A 24,886-nucleotide genomic window follows, 5' to 3' on the forward strand; every position below is an offset into this window, starting at 1 on the left:
CGAGGAGACAACAACATGAGCACATCGACCCTCGGCGCGACCACTGCCGCCATCGTTCCAACCATCGCATCGACCGTGAAGCCGTCGGAGGCCGTCCAGCGCAACCCCTTCATCCGCCTCGACCCCAAGGACAACGTCGTTGTCGCACGCATCGAGGTGCCCGCTGGCGTTGCGGTGCCGAGCGAGGGTGTGACCACGCTGCAACCCGTGCCCGCAGGCCACAAGCTCGCAGCCCGCTTCATCGCCAAGGGCGAGCCGGTGCTCAAGTACAACACCGTGATCGGCTTTGCTTCGGAGGACCTGCCTGCGGGCACTTGGATGCACAGCCACAACATCGCGTTCGGGGACTTGGTGAAGGACTACCGCCATGGCCTCGACTACGTGCCGACGAAGCTATTGCCTTCGGATGAGCGGGCGCGCTTCCAGGGCATCGTTCGCCCCGATGGCCGGGTCGCGACACGCAACTACATCGGCGTGTTCATCGTGAGCCACGGCGCGGCCACGGTGGCGCGCAAGATCGCCAGCTTCTTTGACGAAGACGAACTCGCTGCCTTCCCGAACATCGATGGCGTGGTGCCCTTTGTGCACGAGCAGGGCGTCGGCATGGAGCGCAGCGGCGAGCCGATGGAACTGCTGCGCCGGACCATCGGGGGCTACATCCGTCATCCCAACACCGCAGGCGCCTTGGTCATCGCGCTTGGCGAGGAGCACAACGGCCTGGACGACTTCCTCGCACACCAGAAGCTGGCGACGGGCCCCATGTTGCAGACCCTCGTCATCCAGCGGGCAGGCGGCACGAAGAAGGCCATCGCCGCGGGCATCGAGCAGGTGCGCAGCATGCTCGCCAGTGCCAACGAAGTACGGCGCGAGCCGGTCTCGGCCGAGCACATCAGCATCGGGCTGCAGTGCGGCGGTTCCGATGGCTTCTCTGGCCTGTCGGCCAACCCGGCGCTGGGTCGTGCGATGGAAATCCTCATCGAGCATGGCGGCACGGCCATGCTCTCGGAAACGTCGGAGATCTTCGGTGTCGAGCACACGCTGACGGCACGCGCCGTCACGCCGGAAATCGGCAAGAAGCTGGTCGCACGCATCGACTGGTGGCTGCGCTACAACGAGGGGCGCGACACGCAGATCAACGGACGTGTCAGTCCCGGCAATAACGCCGGTGGACTTGCCAACGTGCTGGAAAAGTCGCTGGGCGGCGCGAAGAAGGGCGGCAATGCGCCGCTCATGGAGGTCTACGAATACGCCGAGCCCGTGACGCAACACGGCCTCGTCTTCATGGACACGCCAGGCTACGACCCGGTCTCGGCCACCGGCCAGATCGCCGGCGGGGCAAACCTGATCTGCTTCACGACGGGCCGCGGCTCCTGCTTCGGCTCGGTGCCGGCGCCGACGATCAAGCTCGCCAGCAACACGCCGATGTATGCGCGCATGAGCAACGACATGGACATCAACTGCGGTGTCGTGATCGACGGCGAGGCCACCATCGACCAGATGGGCCGCGCCATCTTCGAGCAGATCCTGCGCCATGCATCCGGCGAGGCGACGAAGAGCGAGGCACTGGGCGTGGGTCTGAACGAGTTCGTGCCGTGGCCGCTCGGCATCTCTGACTAGCAACTTCGTCCCACTGGGCGGGACGCCGCAGCCACCCTAGGGGACACCCTGCATGGCTCGCACAGGACGATCCCGATTCAATGACCGCACACCCATCCATTCGCATCCAAGGAGACATTCCCTCATGAACAAGCGCAACTTCCTCGCCGCCGCGCTGGCCCTCGCCACCGCACTGCCGATGGCCGTGCAAGCCGAGACGGACTACCCCAACAAGCCCGTGAAGATCATCGTGCCCTTCCCGGCCGGCGGGACGAGCGACATCATGGGCCGGCTCATCGCCGAAGGCCTGAGCAAGCAACTCAAGCAGCCCTTCGTGGTCGACAACAAGGGCGGGGCGGGTGGCGCGATCGGCACCGACCAGGCGGCCAAGGCGCCTGCGGATGGCTACACGCTGCTGCTGTCGGGCATCGGCAGCAACGCGATCATCCACGGCTTCACGCCCAAGCCGCCGTACGACTCGAACAAGGACTTCATCCACATCTCCGAACTGGCGGCGGGCCCGAACGTGCTGGTGGTCAACCCCGAGTTCCCGGCCAAGACCTTCAAGGAGTTCATCGCATGGGTCAAGGCGAACCCCGGCAAGTTCAGCTACGGGCAGGTGAACGCCTCGTCGGGCCACGTCACGACCGAGTACCTCAAGCAGGTGGCCGGCCTCGACATGGTGGGCATCCCGTACAAGGGCGGCGCGCCCGCGCTCAACGACGTGGTGGCCAACCAGATCCCCGGCATGTTCACCAACCAGGACGTGGTGCAACCCTTCGTCAAGGCCGGCAAGCTGCGCGCCCTGGTCGTGACGAGCGAGAAGCGCAACCCGCTGTACCCCGATGTGCCGACCGTGGCCGAGTCCGGCTACCCGGGCTTCACCGCCGTGTCGTGGACCGGCCTGTCCGCACCCAAGGGCACGCCGAAGCCCATCGTCGACAAGCTCGAGGCGGCCATGGTGGCGGCCTTCAGCGACCCCGCCGTGCGCGCCAAGATGGAGGCCAATGGCTTCGTGGTGCTCGCGTCGAAATCGCCGGACTTCACCAAGTTCGTCGCGGATGAAATCGCCCGCTGGTCCAAGGTCGTGCAGACCGCCGGCATCAAGCTCGACTGATCGTTTTCCACTCTTCCAGAAAGAAAGTCCATCGCCATGGGTGCCGTTGAATCCAATATCGTTTCCTACGCCAAGATCGGCGCCGACGCGCGCACCGCCGCCGACACCGGCGACCGCATCGCGCACATCAAGCTGTCGCTGGTGTTCCTGCCGCTGGCCACGCCGGTCAGCGACGCCAAGGTGCTCACGGGCCGCCAGAAGCCCCTGACCGAGATCGCCTTCATCTTCGCGGAGATCTCGACGCGTGACGGCCACAGCGGCATCGGCTTCGGCTATTCGAAGCGCGCGGGCGGTCCGGGCATGTACGCGCATGCGAAAGAGCTTGCGCCCCACCTGATCGGCGAGGACCCCAACGACATCTCGCGCCTGTTCACCAAGCTGCTGTGGGCCGGCGCGAGCATGGGCCGCAGCGGTCTCACGACGCAGGCCATCGCCCCCTTCGACATCGCGTTGTGGGACCTGAAGGCCCGGCGCGCGAAGCTTCCGCTGGCCAAGCTGCTGGGCGCCGAGCGCGACTCGGTGCAGTGCTACAACACCTCGGGCGGCTACCTGCACACGCCGCTCGACCAGGTGCTGAAGAACGTCGAGATCTCGCGTCAGAGCGGCATCGGCGGCATCAAGCTCAAGGTTGGCCAGCCCGACCTGGCCATCGACATCGAGCGCGTCGCCGCGGTGCGCAAGCAACTGGGCAACGCCTTCCCGCTGATGGTCGATGCCAACCAGCAATGGGACCGGCAGAAGGCCACGCGCGCCTGCCGCGCCTTCGAGGACTTCGACCTGACCTGGATCGAGGAGCCGCTGGACGCCTACGACTTCGAAGGCCATGCCCAGCTGGCGGAGCGCTTCGACACGGCGATTGCCACCGGCGAGATGCTCACCAGTTTCGGCGAGCATGCACAGCTCATCATGGGCGAGGGCAGCGACTTCATCCAGCCCGATGCACCGCGCGTCGGCGGCATCACGCCCTTCCTGCAGATCATGTCGCTCGGCGCCTTCAAGGGCCGCAAGCTCGCGCCGCACTTCGCGATGGAGATCCACCTGCACCTGGCGGCGGCGTACCCGATCGAACCGTGGCTCGAACACTTCGAATGGCTGGGTCCCATGTTCAACGAGCAGATGCACCTGAAAGATGGGCGCATGCATGTGTCGGACCGGCCGGGCCTGGGCTTCAGCCTGAGCGAGCAGGCGCTGTCGTGGACTGCGGAAACCCAGGAGTTTGGTAAAAGGCCCTAGTCAATGACTCAATGCAAGCGCCAGCGGGCGTTCGCGCCACGCCAGGTACTTCGGCCGCCGAATGACTGGTTGCGAAGTTCATAGTCAGCGCCGAATGAGCTGAAAACTGACAATCGCCGAGATAGGCACGTCCTCATTGAACGGCGGCATTCCTGTGCAGTTCGACCTTCACCGTCGTCTCGCAGTCTCGCCCGAGATCCGTAGGCTTTGCGTCCGCGCCGCTATCGATTGTCGCAGCGGGTCTTGCTGCGAGCGCGCGCCCTTGATACGAGAAGCCATGAATGCTGAAGCAACAGTTGCTCGAAGCAAGGAGTCGCAGGTTGCTCATTCCAGCGTGATTCTCGCTCTGCGCGTCACTTCTCGCCATCGCGCCAAATCGGCTTCAAGCGTCGCACGAAATTGCGCAGGTGTGTCGAGGACCGGATCCACGCCTCTAGACATCAAGGCCTTGCGCGCTTCCGGCGTACCCATACTCATGCGCAGCGCGCCATGGATTCGAGCCACCATCTCGGGGTCGAGCTTCGAGGGTCCCAGCACGCCGAACCAGGTGGCGGCGTCGTATCCAGCCACCCCGGCCTCCTGCAAGGTCGGGATGTCTGGCGCAGCGTTGGCCCGCCCGCCGCTCGTGACGCCGAGGGCGCGCAACTGACCACTCTGAATGAATGGCAGCGACGAAGGCAGGGTGTCGAAGTAGGCCGCGATGTGACCGCCAATCAGGTCGGTGATGACCTGGCTGCTGCCCTTGTAGGGGATGTGCCGCAGGTTGGTCGTGCCGGTCGATTGGGCATAGAGCTCTGCGGCCATGTGGGTGATGTTACCGGTGCCAGCAGAGCCGTAGGTGACCGGATCCTTGCTCGTGTTCACGTAGCGCAGGAACTCTTGAGCCGTCCTGACAGGCAGCGACGGATTGACGACCAGCACCAACGGTGTCGAGCCCACCTGGCTGATCGGTGTGAAATCGCGCAGCGGGTCATAGGGCAGCTTGGGCGAGAGCGCGGGACTGATCGACTGGCTGGCCGTCGCGCCCAGCAGCAGCGTGTAGCCATCGGCGGGACTGCGCACCACGTCCGCCGCGGCGATGGTGCCGTTGGCGCCGGGCTTGTTTTCCACCACCACGCTGCCGCCGAGCCCTTGGCCCAGACCTAGCGCGACCTGTCGTGCGACGAAATCGGCGCCACCGCCCGGCGGGAAGCCAACCACAAGGCGGATGGGACGGTCGGGGTAGCCCGCTGCATGGGCCGCCGCGACAGTCACGCCGAGCACGCAGGTTGCGAGGACCCTTGCCAGGCCCACGGCTGCTTTCATCATGTCTCGCTCCTTCCAGGTCAAACCGATCACTCGACAGGCCGCTTGCCTTCTTCGGCCGGGCGATGCAGATGCGGCCAGAGCCGGGCCACCACCTCGCGCTCCGCCGCATAGGCGAAGCAACTGTCCACCTTGGCCTGCCGCTCCGCTTCGCTGCCGGGTTCGTTGATGCGCGCCAGGCGTTGCGGTGCGAGGCCCTGTATCGCCGTGGTGGCCATCGGGCCCAGCAGTTCGACGATGTGCGTGCAGGACGCACTCCCTCCGAGCAGTTCCCTGACCCGCTTGTTCCATCCCGCGCCGATGCGCAGCCCCACCAGCGGCGCCAACGTATTAACCGCGCCGCGGCACACGCCGAATGGCGTGGCATGCATTGCGGCCTCGGCCTCATGCACCTGCAGCGCGTCGTCGATGACGAGCCGCACCACGATGTTGTGCACAGGCACGCCGGGCGGAATGGCGTCGACGGCCAGTTGCCGCATGAAGGGATGGCTCTTGGTGTCGACGAGCCGACCTTCGATCTCGCACAGGCCATCGGTGCGACTGAAGAAGCGCAGGTCGACCTGTCGATGATGCAGTTCCTTGCGTTCGATCCGGGGGGGTGTCACAGCCAAGTCCTCCAATGGCGTCAGGCCGCCTCTCGCACCGCGGCCCACGCGAACGTGCCGGGCCGGCTCGAGGCAATGGCGCCAGACGCCAGCAAAGCCTTGCATTCTTGCGGCGGCACGCCCGCGGCTTGAAGCAGCGCCAGCGTGTGTTCGCCGAGGTCCGCCGGCGGCAGCGTTCGCACACCCTCTTGCGTCGCATTGAACGCGGGAAACTCGGGCACCTCGAAGTCCAGCCCGCGGAAGCGCACCTCGCGCAGCTTGCCCGGCTGGTGGGCCTGCGGCGCCTCCAGCACACGCTCCAGTGGCAGCACCTCGGTACAGCCGACGCCGGCCGCGTTCAATCGCCCGGCCACGTCGTCGAAGCTGCGGGCTGCGACCGCGGCCTTCACGATGCCCTCGCACTGTTCGCGCGCCTTCTTGCGTTGGCGCAGCGTCGCCAGCGACGCGTCCTGGGCCTGCGGCAGTCCCATCGCCTGGCAGAACTTCAGCCAGTGGCTGTCGTTGAGCATCAGCAGGTAGATCCAGCGCTGGTCAGCCGTGAGGTGGGCGCCATAGCCCGGCATGCTGAATTCGCCGTGCGGCTCGCGCTCGGCGCGGCCCAGCAACTGCGTCTTCAACTGCACGCCGACCAGGTCGCGCGAGGCCACGTGCAGGCCGGTCTCGTACAAGCCGACTTCGACAGGCTGCGGAGACCGCCCCGCCTGCTGCTGCAGCAGCGAGACGAGGATCCCGATCACCGCGTAGGCCCCGGCGAACTGGTCGTGATAGGACGGGCCCAGGCGGCTGGGCCGGCCGTTGACCCAGTTGGCTTCCATCACGCCGGTCGCCGCTTCGGCGACCGGATTCGATGCCAGGTCGTCCGCCTGCGGTCCCGCCGCATAGCCGCGGATGTGGCAGTAGATCAGCTGCGGATTGGCCGCCGCGCAATCCTCGCGCGTCAGCCTCAGCTTGCGCGCGGCCTTGGGCGCCAGGTTGTGGACCAGGGCATCGGCAGTCTCCAGCAGCTTGCAGAACGCGGCATGGCCCTCCGGGTTGGAGAGGTCGATGCACACGCTCTTCTTGCCGTGGCTGTAGGCAATGAAGGTGCCGCTGGGGCCGCCGCGCACCAGGCTGCGCGTGGGATCGCCCGCGGGCGGTTCCACCTTGATCACCTCCGCGCCGAGCTGCGAAAGGATGTGCGCCGCAAACGGCGCCGCGAGCATGGTGCCCAGTTCAATGACGCGGCGACCGGCGAGGGGAGCTTGATGCATCGGAGTGCCTCATTTTCAAAAAGAATGCATTCTATGTTCACCACAAAACCTGTGTTATCACCATTTTCACGGGGAAACCCGAATGTTGAACGTCAAAATGCTTCTTATACAATGCATTCTATTGCGGCGAAGCGTCGATCAACCTCCCACTTTCCCAGGAGACAAACACATGCGCAGAAGGTCTTTCCTCTCCACCGGCGGCGCCGTCGCGGCCTCGGCCGCCCTGCCAGGCTGGGCGCAGGCGCAGCAGGCGTCGCCCGGCATCGACACGGCCACCAAGACCGTCACCGTGGGCGCCTTCACCCCCATTTCCGGGCCGGTGCCGTTCTACACGATCCTCACCCACGCCGCGGAGTCCTGCTTCAAGTGGGCCAACGAGACCAATGCCCTGAACGGCTGGAAGATCAACTACGTCACCTACGACGACGGCTACGAGCCCGCACGCAGCGTGGCCGTGACGCGTCGCCTGGTCGAGGAAAACAAGATCTTCGCGCTGGCCGCCGCCACCGGCACCGCGCAGTCGGTGGCCGTCATTCCCTATGCCAAGGAAGTGGGACTGCCGATGATCGGTCCGATCGGCGGCGCCACGGCGCTGTTCTCCGAGCGGCTGGTCTATCCGCTGCTGCCGGACTACGGCTGGTCGGCCGCGGCCAACCTCGACTACGCCTTCAACGGCCTGAACGCCAGCCGCGTCGCCCTGCTCTGGGAGAACGACGAACTCGGCCGTTCGGCCCAGCGTGGCTTCGACCTGCACATGTCGACCAACAAGAAGACGCCGGCCGAGTCGATCCCCTTCGAAGTGCGCAACACCGATTTCACGCCGCACGTGCGCCGCCTCGCCAATGCAAAGGCCGAAGTGGTCGTGCTGTTCGGCTCCAACGCCAACCTGGCTGCGGCGCTGAAGGCCGCCGAGCGCATCGGCTACGAGGCCAAATGGATGGCGCCCTTCTTCACGGCCGACCCGACCACGCGCAAGCTGGCCGGCTCGCTGCTCGACGGCGTGTACTTCTCCTCCTGGCTGCTGCCGGTGACCTCCGACGATTCCGATGTGAAGGCCTACCGCGACAACGTCGGCAAGTACTACCCGAACGACCCGATCGGCGTGTTCGGCCTCAACGGCTGGAGCAACGGTGCGCTGTTCGTCAAGGGATTCCAGATGCTGCTGGCCAGCGGCAAGCCGCTGACACGCGCCAACTTGGTCGACGTGATGGAAACGATGACCAACCAGAACGTCGGCGGTGCGCGCAACGTCAGCTTCAAGGCGGGTGACCATCGCGGCGCGCGGCAGGAAGGCATCCTGCAGGCCGCGGCCGATGGCACCTTCAAGCTGGTGCGCGAGTTCCGGCCCTACCCAGCCGAAGTCTTCGACGCGAAGCTGGCATGAAGGAGCAGAGCGTGAGCATAAGCTACGACGCCTGGGTCGGGCGCGAGGAAGAACGCACCGAGCGCATCCTGGCCCGGCCCGTGGCAGCCATGGCCGCCACCCTCGACCTCTCGACCGCGCCCGCGGCGGGCGAAGCATTGCCGCCTGGCTGGCAGTGGCTCTTCTTCAACCCGGCCGTGCGCCGCAGCGGCCTGGGCACCGATGGCCATCCCCAGCGCGGCGGCTTCCTGCCGCCCATCGAACTACCGCGTCGCATGTGGGCCGGCAGCCGGCTGCGCTACCTGGCCGACCTTCCGGTGGAGGCCGAGGCCACGCGGCGCAGCCGCATCCTGAAGGTCGAGAACAAGACTGGCAAGCGCGGCGCGCTGTGGTTCGTCACCGTCGAGCACACCACCACCTGCGATGGCACGACCTGCATCGTCGAAGAGCAGGACATCGTGTACCGCGAAGCGACCCCCTCGGGCGCCGCGCCGGCCGCCGCCCCGCAGCGCTACGAGGGCGAGGCACAGTGGGGGCGAGATGTCTCGCCCGATACGACGCTGCTGTTCCGCTATTCGGCGCTGACCTTCAACGGCCATCGCATCCACTACGACCTGGCCTATGCACATGACGAGGAGGGCTACGCCGGTCTCGTGGTGCATGGTCCGCTGACAGCCACCCTGCTGCAGCAACTCGCGCTCGAACAAGGCAGTGGCCGGCCGCTCGCACGATTCGACTTCCGGGGCGTCAGCCCACTGTTCGCGGGGCGCGCCTTCCGCATCGAAGGCCGCGCAGCCGACGACGGCTCGCTTGCGCTGTGGGCGCGCGGGCCGGACGGCGAACTCGCGATGTCCGCCACCGCGGCCTTCCGCTGATCCGGTCCCCAGGAAGCGCGCAATGAATTCACATCGCAAGGAGACAAGAGACATGGCACAACATCTGAGCGGCCCGGCGAGCCTGGAGGGCCAGGTCGCCCTGATCACGGGCGGCGCGGGCGGCATGGGCCGCGCCATCGCCAATGCATTCCAGTCGGCCGGCGCTCATGTGATCGCCACCGATCGCGCCGAGCACGAGGACATCGGCCCCGGCATCCAGTACCGCCCGTATGACGTCACCTCGCGCGCCGAGACCGACAAGGTCATCGACGCGGTGATCGCCGAGCACGGCAAGGTCGACATCCTCGTCATGTGCGCCGGCATCATCGCCCGCACGCCGCTCGGCGACAGCTCCGACGACGAGTGGGACGCGATCATGTCCGTCAACGTGCGCGGCGTGGTCAATCCTGCGCGCAAGCTCTTTCCGCTGATGTGCGAGCGCGGCTTCGGCAAGATCCTCGCGGCCGGCTCGATTGCCGCGAAGAACGGTGGTGTCGCTTCCGGGCCGGCCTATGTCGCGTCCAAGGCCGCAGTGCACGGGATGATGCGCTGGATTGCCAAGGCGGGCGCCGCGCACGGCGTCTATGCCAACACCCTCGCCCCCGGCCCCGTGGAGACCGCGATGTGGGCCAACGTGACCGGCGGCACCTCGGCGCCCTCGGCCAACACCACGGTGCCGCTCGGTCGCTATGGCAATGCCGACGACATTGCGCAGGCCGCGCTGTTCCTCTGCTCGCCGGCCTCGAACTGGATCACGGGCACCTCGCTGGACATCAGCGGCGGCATGTGGATGAACTGACCGGGAAGAACAGCATGGCAACCAACGCAGTGCCGGTGATCGGCTTCGTGGGCCTCGGCGTCATGGGCGGCGCGATGTGCCGCAACATGGCGCTCAAGCATGCCGGCGAAGTCATCGCCTTCGATACGAACCCGAAGGCCTTCGAGGTGCTGGACGGCACCCAGGCGCAACGCGTGGGCACCGTGGCCGAAGTGGCCGCGCGGGCCGACGTGGTGTTCCTCTCGCTGCCCGGCGGCCCGCAGGTGGAGGCGGTATGCCTCGGTCCGGAAGGCCTCTCCGGCGGCGCGCACAAGCCTTCGGTGATCGTCGACCTGAGCACCACCACCGTCGCGTCGGCCCGCCAGGTGGGCGCGAAGCTCGCGACGCGAGGCATCGCCTTTGCGGATGCGCCGGTGGCCCGCACGCGGGAGGCGGCGCAGCGCGGCGAGCTGAGCATCATGGTCGGCGCCGATGCATCGCTGTATGGGCGCATCGAGCCCCTGCTGCGCTACATCGCCACCGACGTGACGCATTGCGGTGACGTGGGCTGCGGCCAGGTCGTGAAGCTCATCAACAACGCACTGGTGTTCGAGAACACCGTGGCGCTGGCCGAGATGATGGTGCTGGGCGAACGTGCCGGCGTGCAATCGGCGGTGCTGCTGGACGCCGTGTCGAAGGGCTCGGGCGACAGCTTCGTGCTGCGCAACCACGGCCGCAAGGCGATGCTGCCGCGCCAGTTCCCGGAGAAATCCTTTCCGCCCGAATACGCGCTGAAGGACATCGGCTACGTGCTCGAACTTGCCACGCAGACGGGTGTCTCGGCGCACGTCACCGAACTGGCACAGCGCTACTACACGGCGACGGCAAGCAAGGGCTGGGGCGGACGCTACTTTCCCGCGGTGATCGAAGTGATCGACCGCAACATCGGTCCGGCGCAGTGCGCCACTGACGCAAAGGCCTGAGGCCATGACCGACTTCATCGGGCTGGTCTGGGCGGGCATGGTGAGCGGCTGCCTCTATGCGATGGGCGCGATCGGCATCGTGTTGATCTACAAGAGCTCCAATGTCGTGAACTTCGCGCACGGCAACCTGGCCGGGCTCGCGGCCTTCCTGGTGTATGGCTTCACCGCCGGCGTCTTCGCGCAGATGGCCTGGGCACCTGCGGTGTTGCTGACGCTGGCGATCATGGCGGCGGTGATGGCCGCGACCTGCCTGCTGATCGCACCGCTGGTGTTCAAGTCGGACCTGACCAGCACCATTGCCACACTGGGCGTGGGCCTGGTCGCGCAGGGTGCGACACAGTTGCTGTTCGGCTCCAACGTGGTGTCGATGGATCTCCCGCTGCCGCGTTGGCGCATGGACCTCGGCCTGCTGCGCGTGTCTGCTTACGACCTCGCAGTGATCGGCGTCACCGCCCTGGTCATCGGGCTGCTGTACCTGCTGATCGAGCGGACCCGCATCGGGATCGCCTTCCGCGCGGTGTCGGCCAATCCCTTTGCCAGCCGGGTCTGCGGGCTGAACCTGCGGCGCGCGCACATGTTTTCGTGGGTGGTGGCGGGCTTGCTGGGGCTGGTCGCGTCGCTCTTGATCGTGCCCACCACCTTCCTGTCGTCGACCAGCGTGGCGTCGTTCATGCTGCAGGCCTTCGCGGCCGCGGTGGTCGGCGGCTTCAGCAGCCTGCCGGGCGCGGTGCTCGGCGGCATCTTCATCGGCGTGCTGATGAACCTGCTGTCGTTCTATGTCGCGGCGGAATTCAACAACACCTACGTGCTGCTGACCATCCTGCTCGTGCTCAACGCGTTCCCGAAGGGCGTCCTCGCCGTGCGCGGAGGTGCCCGTGTCTAGCATGCCGATCACCCCCGACGTCTCGCCGGATGTCAGCGGCGCAGAGCGCACACAGCGCTGGACCTTGAACGTCGGCAGCGCGCTCGGCCTCGCCGTGTTGCTCTTGCTGCCGCTGGTGGCGGGCGGCTACTGGACCTTCACGCTCGGCCTGTGCTTCGCAAATGCGATCGCGATCATGTCGGTGAGCTTCCTCGTGCGCTACGGCGGAGAGGTCTCGATCGGACATGGCGTATTCGTCGCGGCCGGCGCCTACACCGTGGCGTTGGTCGAGAAGTACCTGGGCCTGTCGGTGCTGGCGAGCATGCCGTTGGCCGCGGTGGTGGGCGGCGCGCTCGGGTTGGCGTTCGCATTTCCGTCGCGAAACCTGTCGGGCATCTACCTGGCGGTTGCCACGATGGCGCTGGCCCTGGCGCTGCCCGAACTGCTGTTGCACTACTCCAGCATCTCCGGCGGCTACGAAGGCCTCTACGTGAAGCTCGACGCGCTACCGGGCATGCCGAAGTCGCTGCAGCGCTACTACCTGCCGCTGCTGGGCGCGATCGCGGTCGTGCTGCTGCTGCGGCACTTCCGCCGGTCGCGCCAGGCCATGGCGCTGCTGCTGATCCGCACGTCGGCGCATGCGGCGGAATCCTTCGGCGTGCGCCGCAGCTGGGCGCGCCTGTCGTGCATGGCCTTGAGCGCGGCCATCGCCGCGGTGGGCGGCGCGCTGCTCTCCTTCAGTTCGTCGACGGTGTCGCCGAACAGCTTCACGCTGTGGACTTCGATCTTCCTGCTGGTGGGTTCGGTGGTGAGCCTCTATTCGCTGTCCCTGGTGGGCAGCGTGATCGGCGGCCTGTTCCTGACGCTGATTCCGCTGCTGCTGGCCGGCGCTGGCGACTGGGTGCCGATCCTCTACGGCGGCGCGTTGCTGGCCGTCGTGCTGGGCTTCAACGCATTGCCGGCAGCGTTGCGCGCGCGCCTTTCGGGAGGCCAGTCATGAGCGGCGTTGCAGTGTCGCAGGCGGTGCCACTGGTCGTCGACGGGCTGGGGCTTTCCTTCGGCGGCAACCATGTGCTGCAGGACATTGCCCTGCAGCTTCGGCCCGGTGAAATCACCGGCCTGATCGGCCCGAACGGGGCCGGCAAGACGAGCTTCTTCAACTGCCTCACCGGCCTCTATTCACCGCGCAAGGGCAGCATCCGGCTCGGTGACGTGCGCCTCGAAGGCCTGCCGCCGACCCACCGCGCCGCACTCGGCTTCTCGCGCAGCTTCCAGCATGTGGCGCTGTGCCCGGAACTGAGCATTGTCGAGAACGTGATGATCGGCCTGGACCGCCTCTCGGGCGCCGGCTGGCTCGACGCCTTCCTGCCGCTCGCGCGCGGCCGCCAGGAGCGTGCACGCCATCGTGACTTGGCGCTCACTGCACTGGCGCGCCTGGGCATCGCCCACGTTGCGGACGAGGAGCCTTCGCAGCTGCCGCCGGGCGTGCTGCGGCTGGCCGAGATCGCTCGCGCCATCGCCGGATCCCCGCGCGTGCTGCTGCTCGACGAGCCCGCCGCCGGTCTCAACTCGGTCGAGACGCGCGACCTTTCGAACGCCCTCCTGAAGTTGCGCTCGCCGCAACTGGTGCTGGTGGTCGTGGAGCACGACATGGACCTGATCATGGAAGTCTGCGACACGATCCACGTGCTCAACGTGGGCCGCCTGCTGGCCTCGGGCAACCCGGCGCAGATCCGCGCGAACCGCGAGGTGGTGGCCGTCTACCTGGGGGACGACGATGAGTGACAGCCTGCTCCAGGTCGAAGGCCTCAGCGTCCGTTACGGCGCCGGGCCGGTGGTGCATGGTGTCAGCCTCGGCATGGCGGCCGGCACCGTGGCGGCGTTGCTGGGCGCGAATGGCGCCGGCAAGTCCAGCACGCTGCGCGCAATCGCAGGACTGGAGCCGTCGCAAGGCCGCGTGGTCTTCGAAGGGCAGGACGTCTCGAGACTCTCGACGGCCGCGCGTTTCAAGGCCGGCATCGTCTACGTGCCCGAAGGCCGGGCGATCGTCGCGGACCTGTCCGTTTCCGAAAACCTGACGCTGGGTTCGTACTTCGTCGATGCCGGCACGCGCGCCAGTCGCCGCCGCATGGTCCTGGACTTCTTCCCCGAGATCGCGAACCGGCTCAACGCGCCAGCGGGGCTGCTGAGCGGCGGCGAGCAGCAGATGCTGGCGATCGGCCGCGGGCTCATGTCGGGGCCGCGCCTGCTGTTGCTGGACGAGCCGTCCCTCGGCCTGGCGCCGCTGCTGGTGGCGCGCGTGTACGAACGACTGGCGCTGATCCAACAGCAGCAGAAGCTGTCGGCGCTGCTGGTGGAGCAGAGCTTCCATGCCGCGGCCAAGCTCGCAACGCAGGCCTGGGTCATGCGCCACGGTCACATCGTGGGCTGGCTCGATGCGCTCGCGCTGCGCAGCCGCGAAGGCCGCCAGCAGGCGATCGATGCCTACCTGGGCGCGCGGCAGGACACCAACACCGCCGTGCCCGCATGAGGAACGACGACATGAGCTCCAAAGATCTGAAGTTGCAGGGCCGCGTGGTCGCCACCGGCCTGAAGTTCCCCGAAGGCCCGATCGCGATGCCGGACGGCAGCGTGCTGGTGGTCGAGATTGCATCGGGCCGGCTGATGCGCGTGCAGCCTGATGGCGCCATCGAAGTGGTGGCCGACGTGGGCGGCGGCCCGAACGGCGCGGCCCTCGGACCCGACGGCCACTGCTACCTCTGCAACAACGGCGGCTTCAGCTGGCGCACCGACGACGGATTCTCGCGCCCGACCGGCGCAGCGGCCGGCTACAAGGGCGGCGCGATCCAGCGCGTCGACCTGTCCAGCGGCGCGGTGGAGACGCTCTACACCGAATGCGACGGCATCCCGTTGCATGGGCCAAATGACATCGTCTTCGACGCGCACGGTGGCTTCTGGTTCACCGACTTCGGCAAGACCTTCGAAGACCGCATCCTGCGCGGCGCTGTGTACTACGCGCGCGCCGATGGCAGCTTCATCCGCCGCGCGGCGCATCCTTTCCTGACCCCGAACGGCGTCGGCCTGTCGCCCGATGGCAGCACGCTCTACGTCAGCGAAACCGAGACCGCCCGACTGTGGTCCTATCCGGTCAAGGGGCCGGGCGAGCTCGGCCACGAGGCCTGGCCCTCGCCCAATGGCGGGCGACTGGTGCACGGCCTGCCCGGCTTCCAGCGCTTCGATTCGCTGGCCGTCGAAGAGAACGGCAACATCTGCGTGGCGACGCTGGTGCGTGGCGGCATCAGCGTGTTTTCCCCCGCTGGCGAGCTCATCGAGTTCCACGCCGCGCCCGAGGGCTACTGTACCAACATCTGCTTCGGCGGGGCCGACCGGCGCACTGCCTTCATCACCCTGTCCGGCTATGGCCAGCTGTTTGCGGCCCGCTGGCCGCGCGCCGGCCTGGCCCTTTGCGCATGAAAGCCCCCATGAACACCACTTCAAGCCAGCGCGGCCTGCGCGACATCCTGCAAGCCAGCGCTGTGCTGGTCGCCGCGGCCATGGGCGTGTGGTCGGCCCCGGCGTCGGCGCAACAGGCTTGGCCCGACCGACCGATCCGGATCATCGTGCCCTACGCGGCCGGCCAAGGCGCGGACGCGCTGATGCGGCTGGTCGGGCAGGAGCTGTCGAAGACGCTGAATCAGAGCATCGTCGTGGAGAACCGCGCCGGCGCTGGCGGCAACATCGGTGCGGCGCTCGCGGCCAAGTCGACGCCGGATGGCTACACCTTTCTGCTCGGCACCAACGCGACCCATGCCGCCAACGAGTTTCTCTATCCCACGCTCGGCTTCAATCCCGCCACGGATTTCGAAGCAGTGGCCATGCTCGGCCTGCTGCCGATGGTGATCTGCACCGCCGCGACCGACCTGCCCACCAACGGCATTGCCGAGCTGGTGGCCCGCGCCCGCAGCAAGCCGAACAGCCTCAACGTGGGCTTGCCGAGCACCACGGCCGCCGTCGTGTTCGCACAGTTCGCCAAGCAGGCGCAGGCGCCGCTCTTCGGCGTGAAGTACAAGTCCTCCGGCCAGTCCATGACGGACACGTTGGGCGGCCAGATTCCGCTGACCATCGACACCGTTACCGCCGCGCGCCCGCAACTCGCGGGCGGCAAGCTGCGCGTGCTGGGCATCACCTCGCTCAAGGCCAGCGAGATGCTGCCGGGCATCAAGCCCGTGTCCGAGCAAGGCGTGCCGGGCTTCGACGTCGTGGCATGGGATGCAGTGTTCGCGCCGCGCGGCACGCCGGCGGACATCGTGCAGAAGATGAGCGAACACATCCAGCGCGTCCTGCAACAGCCCGAGACCCGGCAACGGATGATGGACAGCGGCGTCGAGCCGCTCTACATGAGTCCTGCCCAGCTCGACAAGTTCGTCAAGGAAGAACGCCCCAAGTGGGGCGGGGTCATCAAGGCCGCCGAAATCAGCGTCGACTAGAGGTTGGGCGCTTCGCATGCCACGGAAGCGCCATTGCCTTTCCCACAAGAATGCATTCTGCATTCTTTAACTTTGAAACCAGGAGTTTGAATCCATGAACACCACAGTCCTCGAAGCCCCCCAGCCCGAAGTCGGCAATGCGCCCGCCGAAGGCCTGATCACCGATGCCGCGGTGGCCGATGCCCGCGCCATGATCGGCCTGCACCTGCGGCCTGAAGGCCCGTACCTGCAGGACGCCACCGCCGACACGCTGCGCAACTGGTGCAACGGCATCGGCGACCTGAACCCGCTGTATCGCGACATCGGCTACGGCAATGCCACGCGCTACGGCTCGATGATCGGCCATCCGATGTTCCCGATGGCCTTTGGCTGGCTCGGTCGCACGCGCTGGGGCCTGCCCGGCGTGCACGGCTTCTATGCCGGCAACGACTGGGAACTGTTCCGCCACGTTCGCCCTGGAGACCGCATCACGGCCATCGAGCGCGTGGTCGGCGTGGAGGAGAAGGAAAGCAAGTTCTCCGGCCGCCTGGTGCTGCAGTATGTCGAGGCCTGCTACTACAACCAGCGCAGCGAGCTGGTGGCGCGAGCCCTCGGCACCTGCACCCGGCACGAGCGCAAGGCGGCACGCGACACCGGCAAGTACAAGGAGATCCTCCAGCACGAGTACACGAGCGAGGAGCAGGACCGCATCGACCAGATGGTGCTCGACGAGCCGAAGAACGTGCGCGGCGCCAACGTGCGTTTCTGGGAAGAAGTGAAGGTGGGCGAGCAGCTGCCGACCATCGCGCGCGGCCCGTTGTCGCTGATGGACACCATGGGCTTCCTGGTCGGCTGTGGCCGCGGTCACACGCACGGCGTGGTGCTGCAGTCGGCCGTCAAGCACCCGGGCCACTACTTCCGCAACCCCGAAGCCGGCGGCGGCGTGGAATACACCGGCATCGGCCACCACCGCGAGTCCGTTGCCAAGGAAGTCGGCGTGCCCGGCACCTACGACTACGGCCCGCAACGCTCGGCATGGATGTGCTCGCTCGTCACCAACTGGATGGGCGACGCGGGTGTGATCAAGCGCGTGCGCACCGAGATGCGCCGCTTCAACATCGTCGGCGACACGACGTTCTGCAAGGGCAAGGTCGTGCGCAAGTACCTCAAGGACAAGACGGCGCTGGTGGACATCGAGATCGCGGCCGAGAACCAGCGCGGCGAGGTGACAACGCCAGGCATCGCCACCGTCGCGCTGCCCTCGCGCGACGTGCGCCTGCCGGCGTTCATCGACGGCTCGGGCATCGACCTCGAGCTGCCGATCGTCCGCTGAGCCATCACAGCCCGGCGCCGCCCGCCCGCAACCCAGCAAAAGAGAGTTCTCATGGATCCTCACGACCTTCCGCCAGCCGCCGCGCTGCCCCTGTCCGGCTGCCGGGTGCTGGAGCGCTCGCGCTCCGCCGCGGCCGCCTATGCCGGGCGTATGCTTGCCGCCATGGGGGCGCAGGTGGTGATGCTCGAGCCTCCGGGCGGATCGCCTTTGCGCCGGGCGGTGCCGCTGCTGGAGGACACTGGCGACAGTGCCCTCTTCGCTTACCTCGCGGTGGGCAAGCGCAGCCTGTTGTGCGACACCACCTTGCACGCCGGACGCGAGCTGCTGGCGCGCGAACTCGCCGATGCGCACATCCTCATCGACGACACGCCGGTGCGCGAGCGGGCCGCACACGGGCTCGATGCGGAGTCGATCGGCGCAGGCTTTCCGCACCTTGTGCATGTGAGCGTGCTGCCCTTCGGCGCCACTGGCCCCAAGGCCGGCTGGGATGCAGAGGAAGTCAACCTCCTGCATGCCGGCGGCGAGGGCTTCCTGCTGCCCAACGGCTTGTCGCACGAACTCTTTCCGGATCGCGCGCCGCTGAAGATTTACGGCCACTTCGGTGCGTACCAAGGCGGATGCATGGCCGCCATGTGCGCTCTCAGCGCCTGGTGGGCGCAACCCGAATCCGGCGGCCAGTATGTCGACGTATCGCTGCAGGATGCGGTGCTCTCGGTCGGTGCGTTCGCGCTGCAGCGCCTGGGCGATGGGTCGCTGGAACACCGCACGACCCGGCGTTTTCGCTACGGAGGCGTGTTCGAGGCACAGGGCGGCTTCGTCGAGCTGCTGACCTTGGAAGACCGGCAGTGGCACTCGCTGGTTGAGCTGCTCGGCCAGCCGGCGTGGGCGATGGAAGACGCGCTTCGCGACCCGCTGGAACGCAGCCGCCGCGGCGACGAGATCAACGGCCACGTCCGCGAATGGATGGCCAGGCATGCCGTGGAAGACATCGTGCGGCGTGCGCAGGAGCTCGGCGTGCCGGCCGCGAAGTACCGATCGCCTGACGAAGTCTTCCATGGAGAACAGGAGCGCGCGCGCGGCCTGTTCGCACCCGCGATGCTGGAGAGCGGCGCGCCGGCCGAGATCCTGGTCGCACCTTTCCAGTTCCGCTGCACGCATCTGCCAGGCGGCGGGCGTGTGCCCGCACTGGGCGAGATGTCGCACGAGGCGCCGCAGGAACTGGCGCAGGAGGTACTGCAATGAACCATGGCAAGGCGCCACTGGCCGGCGTGCGCATCGCCGACTTCACCATCCACGCGGCCGGTCCGTTCTGCACACACCTGCTGGCGCAACTCGGCGCGGAGTGCATCAAGATCGAAAGCCGCACCCGGCCCGACGCTTTCCGCAAGCCACACGCGGTTTACGGGCGGATGCAGGCGGCGACCTTCGACCAGGTCTCTGCCAACAAGCTGTCGATACGGCTCAATCTCAAGCAACCGGAAGCGGTGGCGCTGGCCAAACGGCTCGTGGCCCAGTCGGACATTGCGGCGGAGAGCTTCCGACCTGGCGTCATCAAGCGCCTCGGCCTGGGCTTCGACGAACTGCACAAGGTCAAGCAGGACATCGTGATGCTCTCGCTCTCGTCATGCGGCCAGAGCGGCCCCGACTCGCACTTCGCCGGCTACGCGCCGCTGTTTGGCGCATGGGGCGGCCTGGGCTGGATGAGCGGCTACAGCGACGGACCGCCGATGGAGATGCGTCATGTCATGGACCATTCCGCCGGCGTGCACGCGGCACTGGCCACCGTGGCCGCGCTGCACCAGCGCCGGCGCACCGGCCGGGCGCAGCACGTGGACCTGGCAGCGCGCGAGGTGGCCTCGGCCATGATCGGCGATGCGCTGCTGCAAGCGAGCGTCGGCGTTGCGCCGGCGCGCCCCGGCAATGGCGATCTCGGGATGGCGCCACATGGCGTGTACCCGACCCGCCAGCCCGACCGGTGGCTCACGCTGGCCGTGCGCGACGACGCGCAATGGCGGAAGCTGCTTCGCGTATTGGGCCAGCCCAACGCCGACCCGCGCCTGGGCACCGTGCAAGGCCGACTGCGCCTGCGCGAAGAGGTGGACGGCCTGCTGACGCAATGGCTGTCGACCTGCGATGCGGATGAAACCGCCGCCCGCCTGCAACAGGCCGGCGTCAGCGCCCATGTGTCCTGGAACATGCAGGACATCGCGGACGACCCGCACCTGCGCGAGCGCAAGGCACTGGTCGAGGTGAGCGCGGCCGGCATTGCGCCGCGGCTCGCGGTCGGCGCACCCGCGCGCTTCGCCCGCAGCAACGACATCGGCATCCGGCGCCTCACACCCACGCTGGGCCAGGACGAGGACTATGTGTTCGGCGAACTGCTCGGCCTGGACACCGCGCAACGCAAGGAGCTCGAGGCACGCGAGGTGATCCTGTGAATGCGTCACCATCGCGCAACCCCTCGTTCAACGAAAGGATTTCCCCGTGAAGGACGCCATCTACCTCGTGCTGGACATGGAGAACGACCTGATCCACGCCGACGGGCCGAACGGCAAGGCCGCCTATGGCGAGCAGGTGCGCGGACGCCGCATCATCGAGAACACGCGCACCGCCATCGACAAGGCCCGTGCGGCCGGCGTGCCGATCGGCTTCGTGCGCGTCGGCTTCTCGCCGGACTATCGCGAATGCCCGCCCAACTCGCCGATCTTCGCCGGTGCGCGCAAGGCCGGCATCTTCAAGCTCGGCGAATGGGGCACCGAGGTCCACCCAGACCTGGGCCGGCAGCCCGGTGACTTCGACATCGTCAAGCACCGCGTGAGCCCGTTCTACAGCACCTCCCTCGAAGCGATCCTGCGCGCGCACGGAATCCGGCGTATCTATTGCTCCGGCATCTCCACCAACGCTGTCGTACAGGCCACGGTGCGCGAAGGCCACGACCGCGACTACGAGATGGTCGTGCTCGAAGACGCCTGCTGCGGCGCATCGACCGAGGAGCACGAGCATGCCATCGGTGGCCTGAAGCGCTTCTGCCGCATCACGAATTCACAAGATGTCGTCTTCGAGTGAGTCGCCGTTGCACGGCATCGCACGCAGCCTGCTCTTCGTGCCGGGCGATCGCCCCGAGCGCTTCGACAAGGCCCTCGCGAGCGGCACGCACGCGGTGATCCTCGACCTCGAGGACGCAGTCGCGCCCTCCGCCAAGGTGCAGGCGCGCGAGGCCGTGGGCGCCTGGCTTGCGGCGGGCGGGCAAGCCATCGTGCGCATCAACGCCATCGACACCGAATGGCATGCGGACGACCTGCGGCTCGTGCAGGCGATGCCGGGAGCCGGCGTGATGCTGCCCAAGGCGGACGCGGCGTCGATGGCAGGTGTGGCGAACGCCCTCCGCGGCAGACCGGTCATCGCCCTGGTCGAGACCGTGGCCGGCTACCTGGGCTTGCGCCAGCTCTGTGCGACGCCAGGTTTGCAGCGCCTCGCCTTCGGCAGCGTCGACTTTGCCGTCGAGAGCGGCATCGCCGACGAGGGCGATGCGATGACCGCGATCCGCACGCAGATCGCGCTCGAGTCCTGCCACGCGCGCCTGGCGGCGCCCATCGACGGTGTCAGCCTGGAGTTCACCGACGAGGCACGAATGCGCGCGGATGCCCTGCGTTCACGGCAGCTCGGCTTTGGCGGCAAGCTGTGCATCCATCCGCGCCAGGTCTCTGCGGTCAATGCAGCCTTCTTGCCGACCGCCGCGGAACTGCAATGGGCGACGCGCGTCCTCGCCGCGTTCGAGGCCAGCCAGGGCGCGGCGACTGCGGTGGACGGCAAGATGATCGACAAGCCGGTGGTCGAGCGGGCAAGACGCATCGTGGCGGGTTCGCAGCCGCCGGTCGCCGCTTAGAATTCCGCGGGATGGCTGGCGCGCCGTGTGGCTCCGATCGCGGAGGCGGGGCACATCACGGTGCAGCCGCGTGATCTCGAACCAACACAGGACTTGCAGCTCGGCCAGGGGACGGCCGGCCAGGCGCAGCAGATGGATTACCGAACAAAAGAAGAGCAGGTCGCGGACTATTTGCGCGAGCGGATCATCTCCGGGGTGTATCCGCGCGGCTCCCGCTTGAAGCAGGCAGAGATCGCCGAGCAGTTGCACCTGAGCATCACGCCGGTGCGCGAGGCCCTGAAGCTACTGGCCGCCGAGGGCTATGTCAACGGCGACTCGTACCGCGGTGCCCGCGTCGCTCCGTTCGATCCCGGGATTTCCGGCGAGATCTTGCAGTTGCGGCTTCTGCTCGAGACGCAGCTGGTTCGCAGCGCCGTCGAAAAAGCCACCGCGCAGGACATCACCGAACTGCGGGCCCTCGCCGACGAGTTCGAGAAGGCGTTCGCTGACGGCGACCGTGCGACCGCGCGCGGCGTCAACTATCGCTTCCACCGGCGCATGTCCGACATCGCCGACATGCCGCAGACGCTGCACTTCGTGCAGATTCTGTGGGCCCGCTATCCCTTCGACCTGATCAACGCCGCCGAAGGCCGCGGCAAGGATGCGGTCAAGGAACATGACGAGATCCTGCAGGCGCTCACGACCGGCGACGCTTCCGCAGCGATGCTCGCAATGCGCAAGCACATCGAGTCGGGTTGGGAAGTGCTCAAGTCGGCCGCATAGTGCGTGGGTGCTGGCCATCGCCCTGCTTGCTCGGCAGAAGACGCGTTTGAAGTGGTTCGGAATCAACTGACGAACGGGTTGCTCTTCCTATGATCAATTGCGTTATTCCTTGAGGCGGGCGCACCGCATCCGAGAATCCTCATGAGCGTGCATCTGAACTCACCGCCGCGGGCGCGACCGCGGGCTTTTTGTGCAGTCTTCACCTGACATGGCAGAACGTCCCCGCGCGGATCGATGCCAAGCCTGGCTTCACTTCCGAGACTTAAGTGGTGTAGTCCACCGCCGCCCATTCGAAGTAGGGCTTGAGATCCGCGACCAGCGCCTGGTGCAAGGGATGGAACAGGTACTGATCCAGTGCCTCGGCATCGGCCACTTCGGTCTCGAGCACATAGTCCCAGCAGATCGGTCGGCTGAGTTCATTGGCGGCGAACTTCCAGCCCTGGATCACCGGGATCTCCGCGCCCAGCGAGGCCATGCGTTCCGTCAGGGCCTTCTCCAGGACCGCATCTTTCGTGACGTCGGACTTGCGGCGGAACAGGACGATGTGGCGCATCAGCATGGCACGCCCTTTCTTTCGATGAGCCAATCGGGCGCATCCTGCAAGGCCACGGGGCGCAGGAAGCGGTCGAGCGCGGCGTAGCCAACCGAGGTCGTGAAGGGCTGCGTCGACGCGGGGTAGGGGCCGCCGTGGTGCTGCGCGGCGGTCACGGCAACGCCGGTGGGCACGCCCTTGAACAGCACGCGTCCGGCCACCTGCGTGGCCGCGCGCACCAGCCGGCGTGTCTCGTCGGTCTCTGCTTCTGCGCCCCACAGCGTGACGGTCAACGAGCCGCCGATGGCTCTCAGCACCTCGATGGCTTCGTCGATCGACGCCACGCGCACGACCAACGCTGCGGAACCGAACACTTCTTCATGCAAGGTGTGGCTGGCGATGAAGTCGGCCGCCGACACTTCGGCCAGGAAGGGCCGGGGCGCGGGCGATGTCGCATCGGACGCATCGTCGACCAGCGGCCTGAGTTGCGGCGCATTGCGCCACTGTGCAACGCCGCGTTCGAAAGTGGCGCGGATGCCGGCCGACAGCATGGCGTGCGGCTGCATCGGTCGCAGCGCTTCGGCCAATGACTTGACGAAGCTGTCGCCAGCCGCATCGGTCGGCACCAGGATCACGCCCGGACTGGTGCAGAACTGGCCTGCGCCAAGGCAGACCGAGGCGGCCAGTGCGCTGGCGAGTTCCGTGCCGTTGCGCCCGAGGGCTGCGGGCAGCACGACCAGCGGATTGACCGAACCGAGTTCGCCGTAGAAGGGAATCGGACGCGGGCGTTCGGCTGCAACCTTGGCCAGCGCGGTCCCGCCCTTGAACGATCCGGTGAACGCGACAGCCGAAATCGCCGGTGCCTGCACGAGCGCCACGCCGACCTCGATGGAGCCGCCTTGCACGAACTGGAACACGCCCGCCGGCAGGCCTTGCGCGCGGATCACTGCTTGCGCCATCGACGCCACGCGGCGCGATAGCTCCGGATGCGCGGGATGGCCCTTGACCACCACGGGGCAGCCCGCGGCAAGCGCCGACGCGGAATCGCCGCCGAGCACGGAAAAAGCGAACGGAAAGTTGCTGGCCGAGAACATCGCGACCGGGCCCACGGGTACGCGAACACGTGTGAGGCGAGGGCGGCCAACTGGCGGCGCGCCATCGATCGCGGGGTCGTCGATGAGCGCATGGGCCGCCCCACGCTCCAGCACCTCGGCAAATCCGCGAAGCTGGAAACTCGTGCGGTCCAATTCGCCGTTCAGGCGCGGGAGCCCGAGGGCGCTCTCGCGATCGGCAACTGCGACGAGCGCTTCGCGATCCGCCTCAAGTGCATCGGCCAGTGCACGCAGCAGCGTGGCGCGTTGGCTTGCGGTACTCGCTGCGAAGGCATCGCTCGCATCCGCGGCAGTCTTGACGGCAGCATCGATTTCCAAAGCGCTGGACTCGGCCCAGCGCGTGCCCACAGCGACGCCAGTTCGCGCTTCAACGGATTGCGGCATCGACGCCCCTACTTGCTCTTGAGCGGATAGCCGCGACCGACGTAGTCGAAGGCGACGAGTTCGTTGATCTTCACTTCCTTGTCGGCCGGCGCAGCGTAGTACGCGCGGATCTCCTTGATCTTGCCGGTCTCGGTGTCGAAGTCGTACCACTCGGCGCCGCGCAGGGCGGTTCCGCTCTTGTTCTTCCAGTGGGTCCACTCGATCATCGCCTCGGGCGTGTTGTGGCTCACGATGAGCTTGTCGATGGTCCATTGCGAGCCGAGTGTCTCGACGCACCATTGCCATTTCTTCGCGATGGTGTCGGCCGTGCGCCAGGGAATCTCCGGCAGCCCGGCGGGAAAGTAATGCACGGCATCCGGCGTGAAGCAATCGACCAGCGCGTCGTAGTCGGCGGCGTTGCAGGCGTCGAAGTAGCGGCGGATCAGGGCGGCGTGGTCTTCGGGGGTGAACTTGGCCATGTCGTTG

Annotated in this window: 25 protein-coding genes; 19 read left to right on the forward strand and 6 right to left on the reverse strand. The window is 67.2% G+C overall.

All coding sequences use genetic code 11. From position 1 onward, the window contains the following. Nucleotides 1–15 precede the first annotated feature (15 nt). The 3 genes from WKW82_RS26025 (at nucleotide 16) to WKW82_RS26035 (ending at nucleotide 3,946) form a co-directional block, all read left to right on the forward strand. Nucleotides 16–1,617 carry a UxaA family hydrolase gene (locus WKW82_RS26025; protein ID WP_340345354.1) on the forward strand — a complete coding sequence of 534 codons (1,602 nt, stop codon included), beginning with the start codon at nucleotides 16–18 and terminating at the stop codon, nucleotides 1,615–1,617. A gap of 124 nt (nucleotides 1,618–1,741) precedes the next feature. After that, nucleotides 1,742–2,713: a Bug family tripartite tricarboxylate transporter substrate binding protein gene (locus WKW82_RS26030; protein ID WP_340345355.1), complete on the forward strand. Its 972-nt coding sequence runs from the start codon at nucleotides 1,742–1,744 to the stop codon at nucleotides 2,711–2,713. 36 nt (nucleotides 2,714–2,749) lie between these two features. Beyond that, nucleotides 2,750–3,946 carry an L-talarate/galactarate dehydratase gene (locus tag WKW82_RS26035; protein WP_422823585.1) on the forward strand — a complete coding sequence of 399 codons (1,197 nt, stop codon included), beginning with the start codon at nucleotides 2,750–2,752 and terminating at the stop codon, nucleotides 3,944–3,946. A gap of 324 nt (nucleotides 3,947–4,270) precedes the next feature. Here WKW82_RS26035 and WKW82_RS26040 read toward each other — a convergent pair whose 3' ends face one another. From WKW82_RS26040 to WKW82_RS26050, 3 genes are read right to left on the reverse strand one after another with little or no spacing between them, the layout of a single operon-like run. Continuing rightward, nucleotides 4,271–5,254, reverse strand: coding sequence for a Bug family tripartite tricarboxylate transporter substrate binding protein (locus WKW82_RS26040; protein ID WP_340345356.1), 984 nt, complete (start codon nucleotides 5,252–5,254; stop codon nucleotides 4,271–4,273). A 26-nt stretch (nucleotides 5,255–5,280) separates the two neighbouring features. Further along, nucleotides 5,281–5,856 (reverse strand): DUF2889 domain-containing protein, encoded by a 576-nt coding sequence (locus WKW82_RS26045; RefSeq protein WP_340345358.1) that lies wholly within the window; start codon nucleotides 5,854–5,856, stop codon nucleotides 5,281–5,283. A 20-nt stretch (nucleotides 5,857–5,876) separates the two neighbouring features. Continuing rightward, the gene (locus tag WKW82_RS26050) at nucleotides 5,877–7,106 is read right to left on the reverse strand and encodes a CaiB/BaiF CoA transferase family protein (RefSeq protein WP_340345359.1); all 1,230 of its coding nucleotides are present in this window, start codon (nucleotides 7,104–7,106) and stop codon (nucleotides 5,877–5,879) included. A gap of 169 nt (nucleotides 7,107–7,275) precedes the next feature. On the opposite strand from WKW82_RS26050, the gene WKW82_RS26055 reads away from it, so the two are divergent. From WKW82_RS26055 to WKW82_RS26130, 16 genes are all read left to right on the forward strand, one after another. After that, the gene (locus tag WKW82_RS26055) at nucleotides 7,276–8,490 is read left to right on the forward strand and encodes an ABC transporter substrate-binding protein (RefSeq protein ID WP_340345360.1); all 1,215 of its coding nucleotides are present in this window, start codon (nucleotides 7,276–7,278) and stop codon (nucleotides 8,488–8,490) included. Continuing rightward, nucleotides 8,487–9,344: an HTD2 family dehydratase gene (locus WKW82_RS26060; protein WP_340345361.1), complete on the forward strand. Its 858-nt coding sequence runs from the start codon at nucleotides 8,487–8,489 to the stop codon at nucleotides 9,342–9,344. The genes WKW82_RS26055 and WKW82_RS26060 overlap by 4 nt, the downstream gene beginning before the upstream one ends. Before the next feature lie 52 nt (nucleotides 9,345–9,396). Beyond that, nucleotides 9,397–10,143, forward strand: a complete 747-nt coding sequence (locus tag WKW82_RS26065) for an SDR family NAD(P)-dependent oxidoreductase (protein ID WP_340345363.1) — start codon at nucleotides 9,397–9,399, stop codon at nucleotides 10,141–10,143. Between the two features lie 14 nt (nucleotides 10,144–10,157). Beyond that, nucleotides 10,158–11,084: an NAD(P)-dependent oxidoreductase gene (locus tag WKW82_RS26070; protein ID WP_340345365.1), complete on the forward strand. Its 927-nt coding sequence runs from the start codon at nucleotides 10,158–10,160 to the stop codon at nucleotides 11,082–11,084. A gap of 4 nt (nucleotides 11,085–11,088) precedes the next feature. Next, entirely contained in the window at nucleotides 11,089–11,967 is an 879-nt protein-coding gene (locus WKW82_RS26075) for a branched-chain amino acid ABC transporter permease (protein WP_340345367.1), read from the forward strand. A gap of 1 nt (nucleotide 11,968) precedes the next feature. After that, on the forward strand, nucleotides 11,969–12,946 hold the full coding sequence (locus WKW82_RS26080) for a branched-chain amino acid ABC transporter permease (protein ID WP_340345368.1): 978 nt from the start codon (nucleotides 11,969–11,971) through the stop codon (nucleotides 12,944–12,946). Further along, nucleotides 12,943–13,731, forward strand: coding sequence for an ABC transporter ATP-binding protein (locus WKW82_RS26085; RefSeq protein WP_340345369.1), 789 nt, complete (start codon nucleotides 12,943–12,945; stop codon nucleotides 13,729–13,731). The genes WKW82_RS26080 and WKW82_RS26085 overlap by 4 nt, the downstream gene beginning before the upstream one ends. Beyond that, a complete protein-coding gene (locus WKW82_RS26090; protein ID WP_340345370.1) occupies nucleotides 13,724–14,476 on the forward strand; it encodes an ABC transporter ATP-binding protein in 753 nt (250 codons plus the stop codon). The genes WKW82_RS26085 and WKW82_RS26090 overlap by 8 nt, the downstream gene beginning before the upstream one ends. 11 nt (nucleotides 14,477–14,487) lie before the next feature. Then, the gene (locus tag WKW82_RS26095; RefSeq protein ID WP_340345372.1) at nucleotides 14,488–15,420 is read left to right on the forward strand and encodes an SMP-30/gluconolactonase/LRE family protein; all 933 of its coding nucleotides are present in this window, start codon (nucleotides 14,488–14,490) and stop codon (nucleotides 15,418–15,420) included. Between the two features lie 8 nt (nucleotides 15,421–15,428). Then, nucleotides 15,429–16,433, forward strand: a complete 1,005-nt coding sequence (locus WKW82_RS26100) for a Bug family tripartite tricarboxylate transporter substrate binding protein (protein WP_340345373.1) — start codon at nucleotides 15,429–15,431, stop codon at nucleotides 16,431–16,433. A gap of 94 nt (nucleotides 16,434–16,527) precedes the next feature. Beyond that, the gene (locus WKW82_RS26105) at nucleotides 16,528–17,745 is read left to right on the forward strand and encodes an FAS1-like dehydratase domain-containing protein (protein WP_340345374.1); all 1,218 of its coding nucleotides are present in this window, start codon (nucleotides 16,528–16,530) and stop codon (nucleotides 17,743–17,745) included. Between the two features lie 51 nt (nucleotides 17,746–17,796). Further along, nucleotides 17,797–18,987, forward strand: coding sequence for a CoA transferase (locus WKW82_RS26110; RefSeq protein ID WP_340345375.1), 1,191 nt, complete (start codon nucleotides 17,797–17,799; stop codon nucleotides 18,985–18,987). Further along, nucleotides 18,984–20,183 carry a CaiB/BaiF CoA transferase family protein gene (locus WKW82_RS26115; protein WP_340345376.1) on the forward strand — a complete coding sequence of 400 codons (1,200 nt, stop codon included), beginning with the start codon at nucleotides 18,984–18,986 and terminating at the stop codon, nucleotides 20,181–20,183. Before WKW82_RS26110 ends, WKW82_RS26115 begins: the two co-directional genes overlap by 4 nt. Before the next feature lie 46 nt (nucleotides 20,184–20,229). After that, entirely contained in the window at nucleotides 20,230–20,811 is a 582-nt protein-coding gene (locus WKW82_RS26120) for a cysteine hydrolase family protein (RefSeq protein ID WP_340345377.1), read from the forward strand. Next, nucleotides 20,795–21,631: an HpcH/HpaI aldolase/citrate lyase family protein gene (locus tag WKW82_RS26125; RefSeq protein ID WP_340345379.1), complete on the forward strand. Its 837-nt coding sequence runs from the start codon at nucleotides 20,795–20,797 to the stop codon at nucleotides 21,629–21,631. Before WKW82_RS26120 ends, WKW82_RS26125 begins: the two co-directional genes overlap by 17 nt. Nucleotides 21,632–21,658: 27 nt before the next feature. After that, the gene (locus WKW82_RS26130) at nucleotides 21,659–22,393 is read left to right on the forward strand and encodes a GntR family transcriptional regulator (RefSeq protein WP_340345381.1); all 735 of its coding nucleotides are present in this window, start codon (nucleotides 21,659–21,661) and stop codon (nucleotides 22,391–22,393) included. A 262-nt stretch (nucleotides 22,394–22,655) separates the two neighbouring features. On the opposite strand, the gene WKW82_RS26135 is transcribed toward WKW82_RS26130, so the two are convergent. The 3 genes from WKW82_RS26135 to WKW82_RS26145 are packed head-to-tail and all read right to left on the reverse strand — an operon-like array spanning nucleotide 22,656 to nucleotide 24,879. Then, nucleotides 22,656–22,952, reverse strand: a complete 297-nt coding sequence (locus WKW82_RS26135) for a Dabb family protein (protein ID WP_340345382.1) — start codon at nucleotides 22,950–22,952, stop codon at nucleotides 22,656–22,658. Beyond that, nucleotides 22,946–24,421, reverse strand: coding sequence for an aldehyde dehydrogenase (NADP(+)) (locus WKW82_RS26140; RefSeq protein WP_340345383.1), 1,476 nt, complete (start codon nucleotides 24,419–24,421; stop codon nucleotides 22,946–22,948). Before WKW82_RS26140 ends, WKW82_RS26135 begins: the two co-directional genes overlap by 7 nt. Nucleotides 24,422–24,429: 8 nt before the next feature. Beyond that, on the reverse strand, nucleotides 24,430–24,879 hold the full coding sequence (locus WKW82_RS26145; protein ID WP_340337629.1) for a nuclear transport factor 2 family protein: 450 nt from the start codon (nucleotides 24,877–24,879) through the stop codon (nucleotides 24,430–24,432). Nucleotides 24,880–24,886 lie beyond the last annotated feature (7 nt).

Origin of the sequence: Variovorax rhizosphaerae (assembly GCF_037889975.1) — a bacterium.
GTDB lineage: Bacteria > Pseudomonadota > Gammaproteobacteria > Burkholderiales > Burkholderiaceae_C > Variovorax > Variovorax rhizosphaerae.

Excerpts from the sequence above, each read along its gene's own strand:
- WKW82_RS26115 (WP_340345376.1), top strand. The coding sequence starts at position 18,984 with ATGAACCATGGCAAGGCGCCACTGGCCGGCGTGCGCATCGCCGACTTC.
- WKW82_RS26145 (WP_340337629.1), bottom strand. The coding sequence starts at position 24,879 with ATGGCCAAGTTCACCCCCGAAGACCACGCCGCCCTGATCCGCCGCTAC.
- WKW82_RS26030 (WP_340345355.1), top strand. The coding sequence starts at position 1,742 with ATGAACAAGCGCAACTTCCTCGCCGCCGCGCTGGCCCTCGCCACCGCA.
- WKW82_RS26035 (WP_422823585.1), top strand. The coding sequence starts at position 2,750 with ATGGGTGCCGTTGAATCCAATATCGTTTCCTACGCCAAGATCGGCGCC.
- WKW82_RS26050 (WP_340345359.1), bottom strand. The coding sequence starts at position 7,106 with ATGCATCAAGCTCCCCTCGCCGGTCGCCGCGTCATTGAACTGGGCACC.
- WKW82_RS26125 (WP_340345379.1), top strand. The coding sequence starts at position 20,795 with ATGTCGTCTTCGAGTGAGTCGCCGTTGCACGGCATCGCACGCAGCCTG.
- WKW82_RS26065 (WP_340345363.1), top strand. The coding sequence starts at position 9,397 with ATGGCACAACATCTGAGCGGCCCGGCGAGCCTGGAGGGCCAGGTCGCC.
- WKW82_RS26105 (WP_340345374.1), top strand. The coding sequence starts at position 16,528 with ATGAACACCACAGTCCTCGAAGCCCCCCAGCCCGAAGTCGGCAATGCG.
- WKW82_RS26060 (WP_340345361.1), top strand. The coding sequence starts at position 8,487 with ATGAAGGAGCAGAGCGTGAGCATAAGCTACGACGCCTGGGTCGGGCGC.
- WKW82_RS26025 (WP_340345354.1), top strand. The coding sequence starts at position 16 with ATGAGCACATCGACCCTCGGCGCGACCACTGCCGCCATCGTTCCAACC.
- WKW82_RS26110 (WP_340345375.1), top strand. The coding sequence starts at position 17,797 with ATGGATCCTCACGACCTTCCGCCAGCCGCCGCGCTGCCCCTGTCCGGC.
- WKW82_RS26040 (WP_340345356.1), bottom strand. The coding sequence starts at position 5,254 with ATGATGAAAGCAGCCGTGGGCCTGGCAAGGGTCCTCGCAACCTGCGTG.
- WKW82_RS26140 (WP_340345383.1), bottom strand. The coding sequence starts at position 24,421 with ATGCCGCAATCCGTTGAAGCGCGAACTGGCGTCGCTGTGGGCACGCGC.
- WKW82_RS26095 (WP_340345372.1), top strand. The coding sequence starts at position 14,488 with ATGAGCTCCAAAGATCTGAAGTTGCAGGGCCGCGTGGTCGCCACCGGC.
- WKW82_RS26085 (WP_340345369.1), top strand. The coding sequence starts at position 12,943 with ATGAGCGGCGTTGCAGTGTCGCAGGCGGTGCCACTGGTCGTCGACGGG.
- WKW82_RS26055 (WP_340345360.1), top strand. The coding sequence starts at position 7,276 with ATGCGCAGAAGGTCTTTCCTCTCCACCGGCGGCGCCGTCGCGGCCTCG.
- WKW82_RS26070 (WP_340345365.1), top strand. The coding sequence starts at position 10,158 with ATGGCAACCAACGCAGTGCCGGTGATCGGCTTCGTGGGCCTCGGCGTC.
- WKW82_RS26080 (WP_340345368.1), top strand. The coding sequence starts at position 11,969 with ATGCCGATCACCCCCGACGTCTCGCCGGATGTCAGCGGCGCAGAGCGC.
- WKW82_RS26135 (WP_340345382.1), bottom strand. The coding sequence starts at position 22,952 with ATGCTGATGCGCCACATCGTCCTGTTCCGCCGCAAGTCCGACGTCACG.
- WKW82_RS26075 (WP_340345367.1), top strand. The coding sequence starts at position 11,089 with ATGACCGACTTCATCGGGCTGGTCTGGGCGGGCATGGTGAGCGGCTGC.
- WKW82_RS26100 (WP_340345373.1), top strand. The coding sequence starts at position 15,429 with ATGAACACCACTTCAAGCCAGCGCGGCCTGCGCGACATCCTGCAAGCC.
- WKW82_RS26090 (WP_340345370.1), top strand. The coding sequence starts at position 13,724 with ATGAGTGACAGCCTGCTCCAGGTCGAAGGCCTCAGCGTCCGTTACGGC.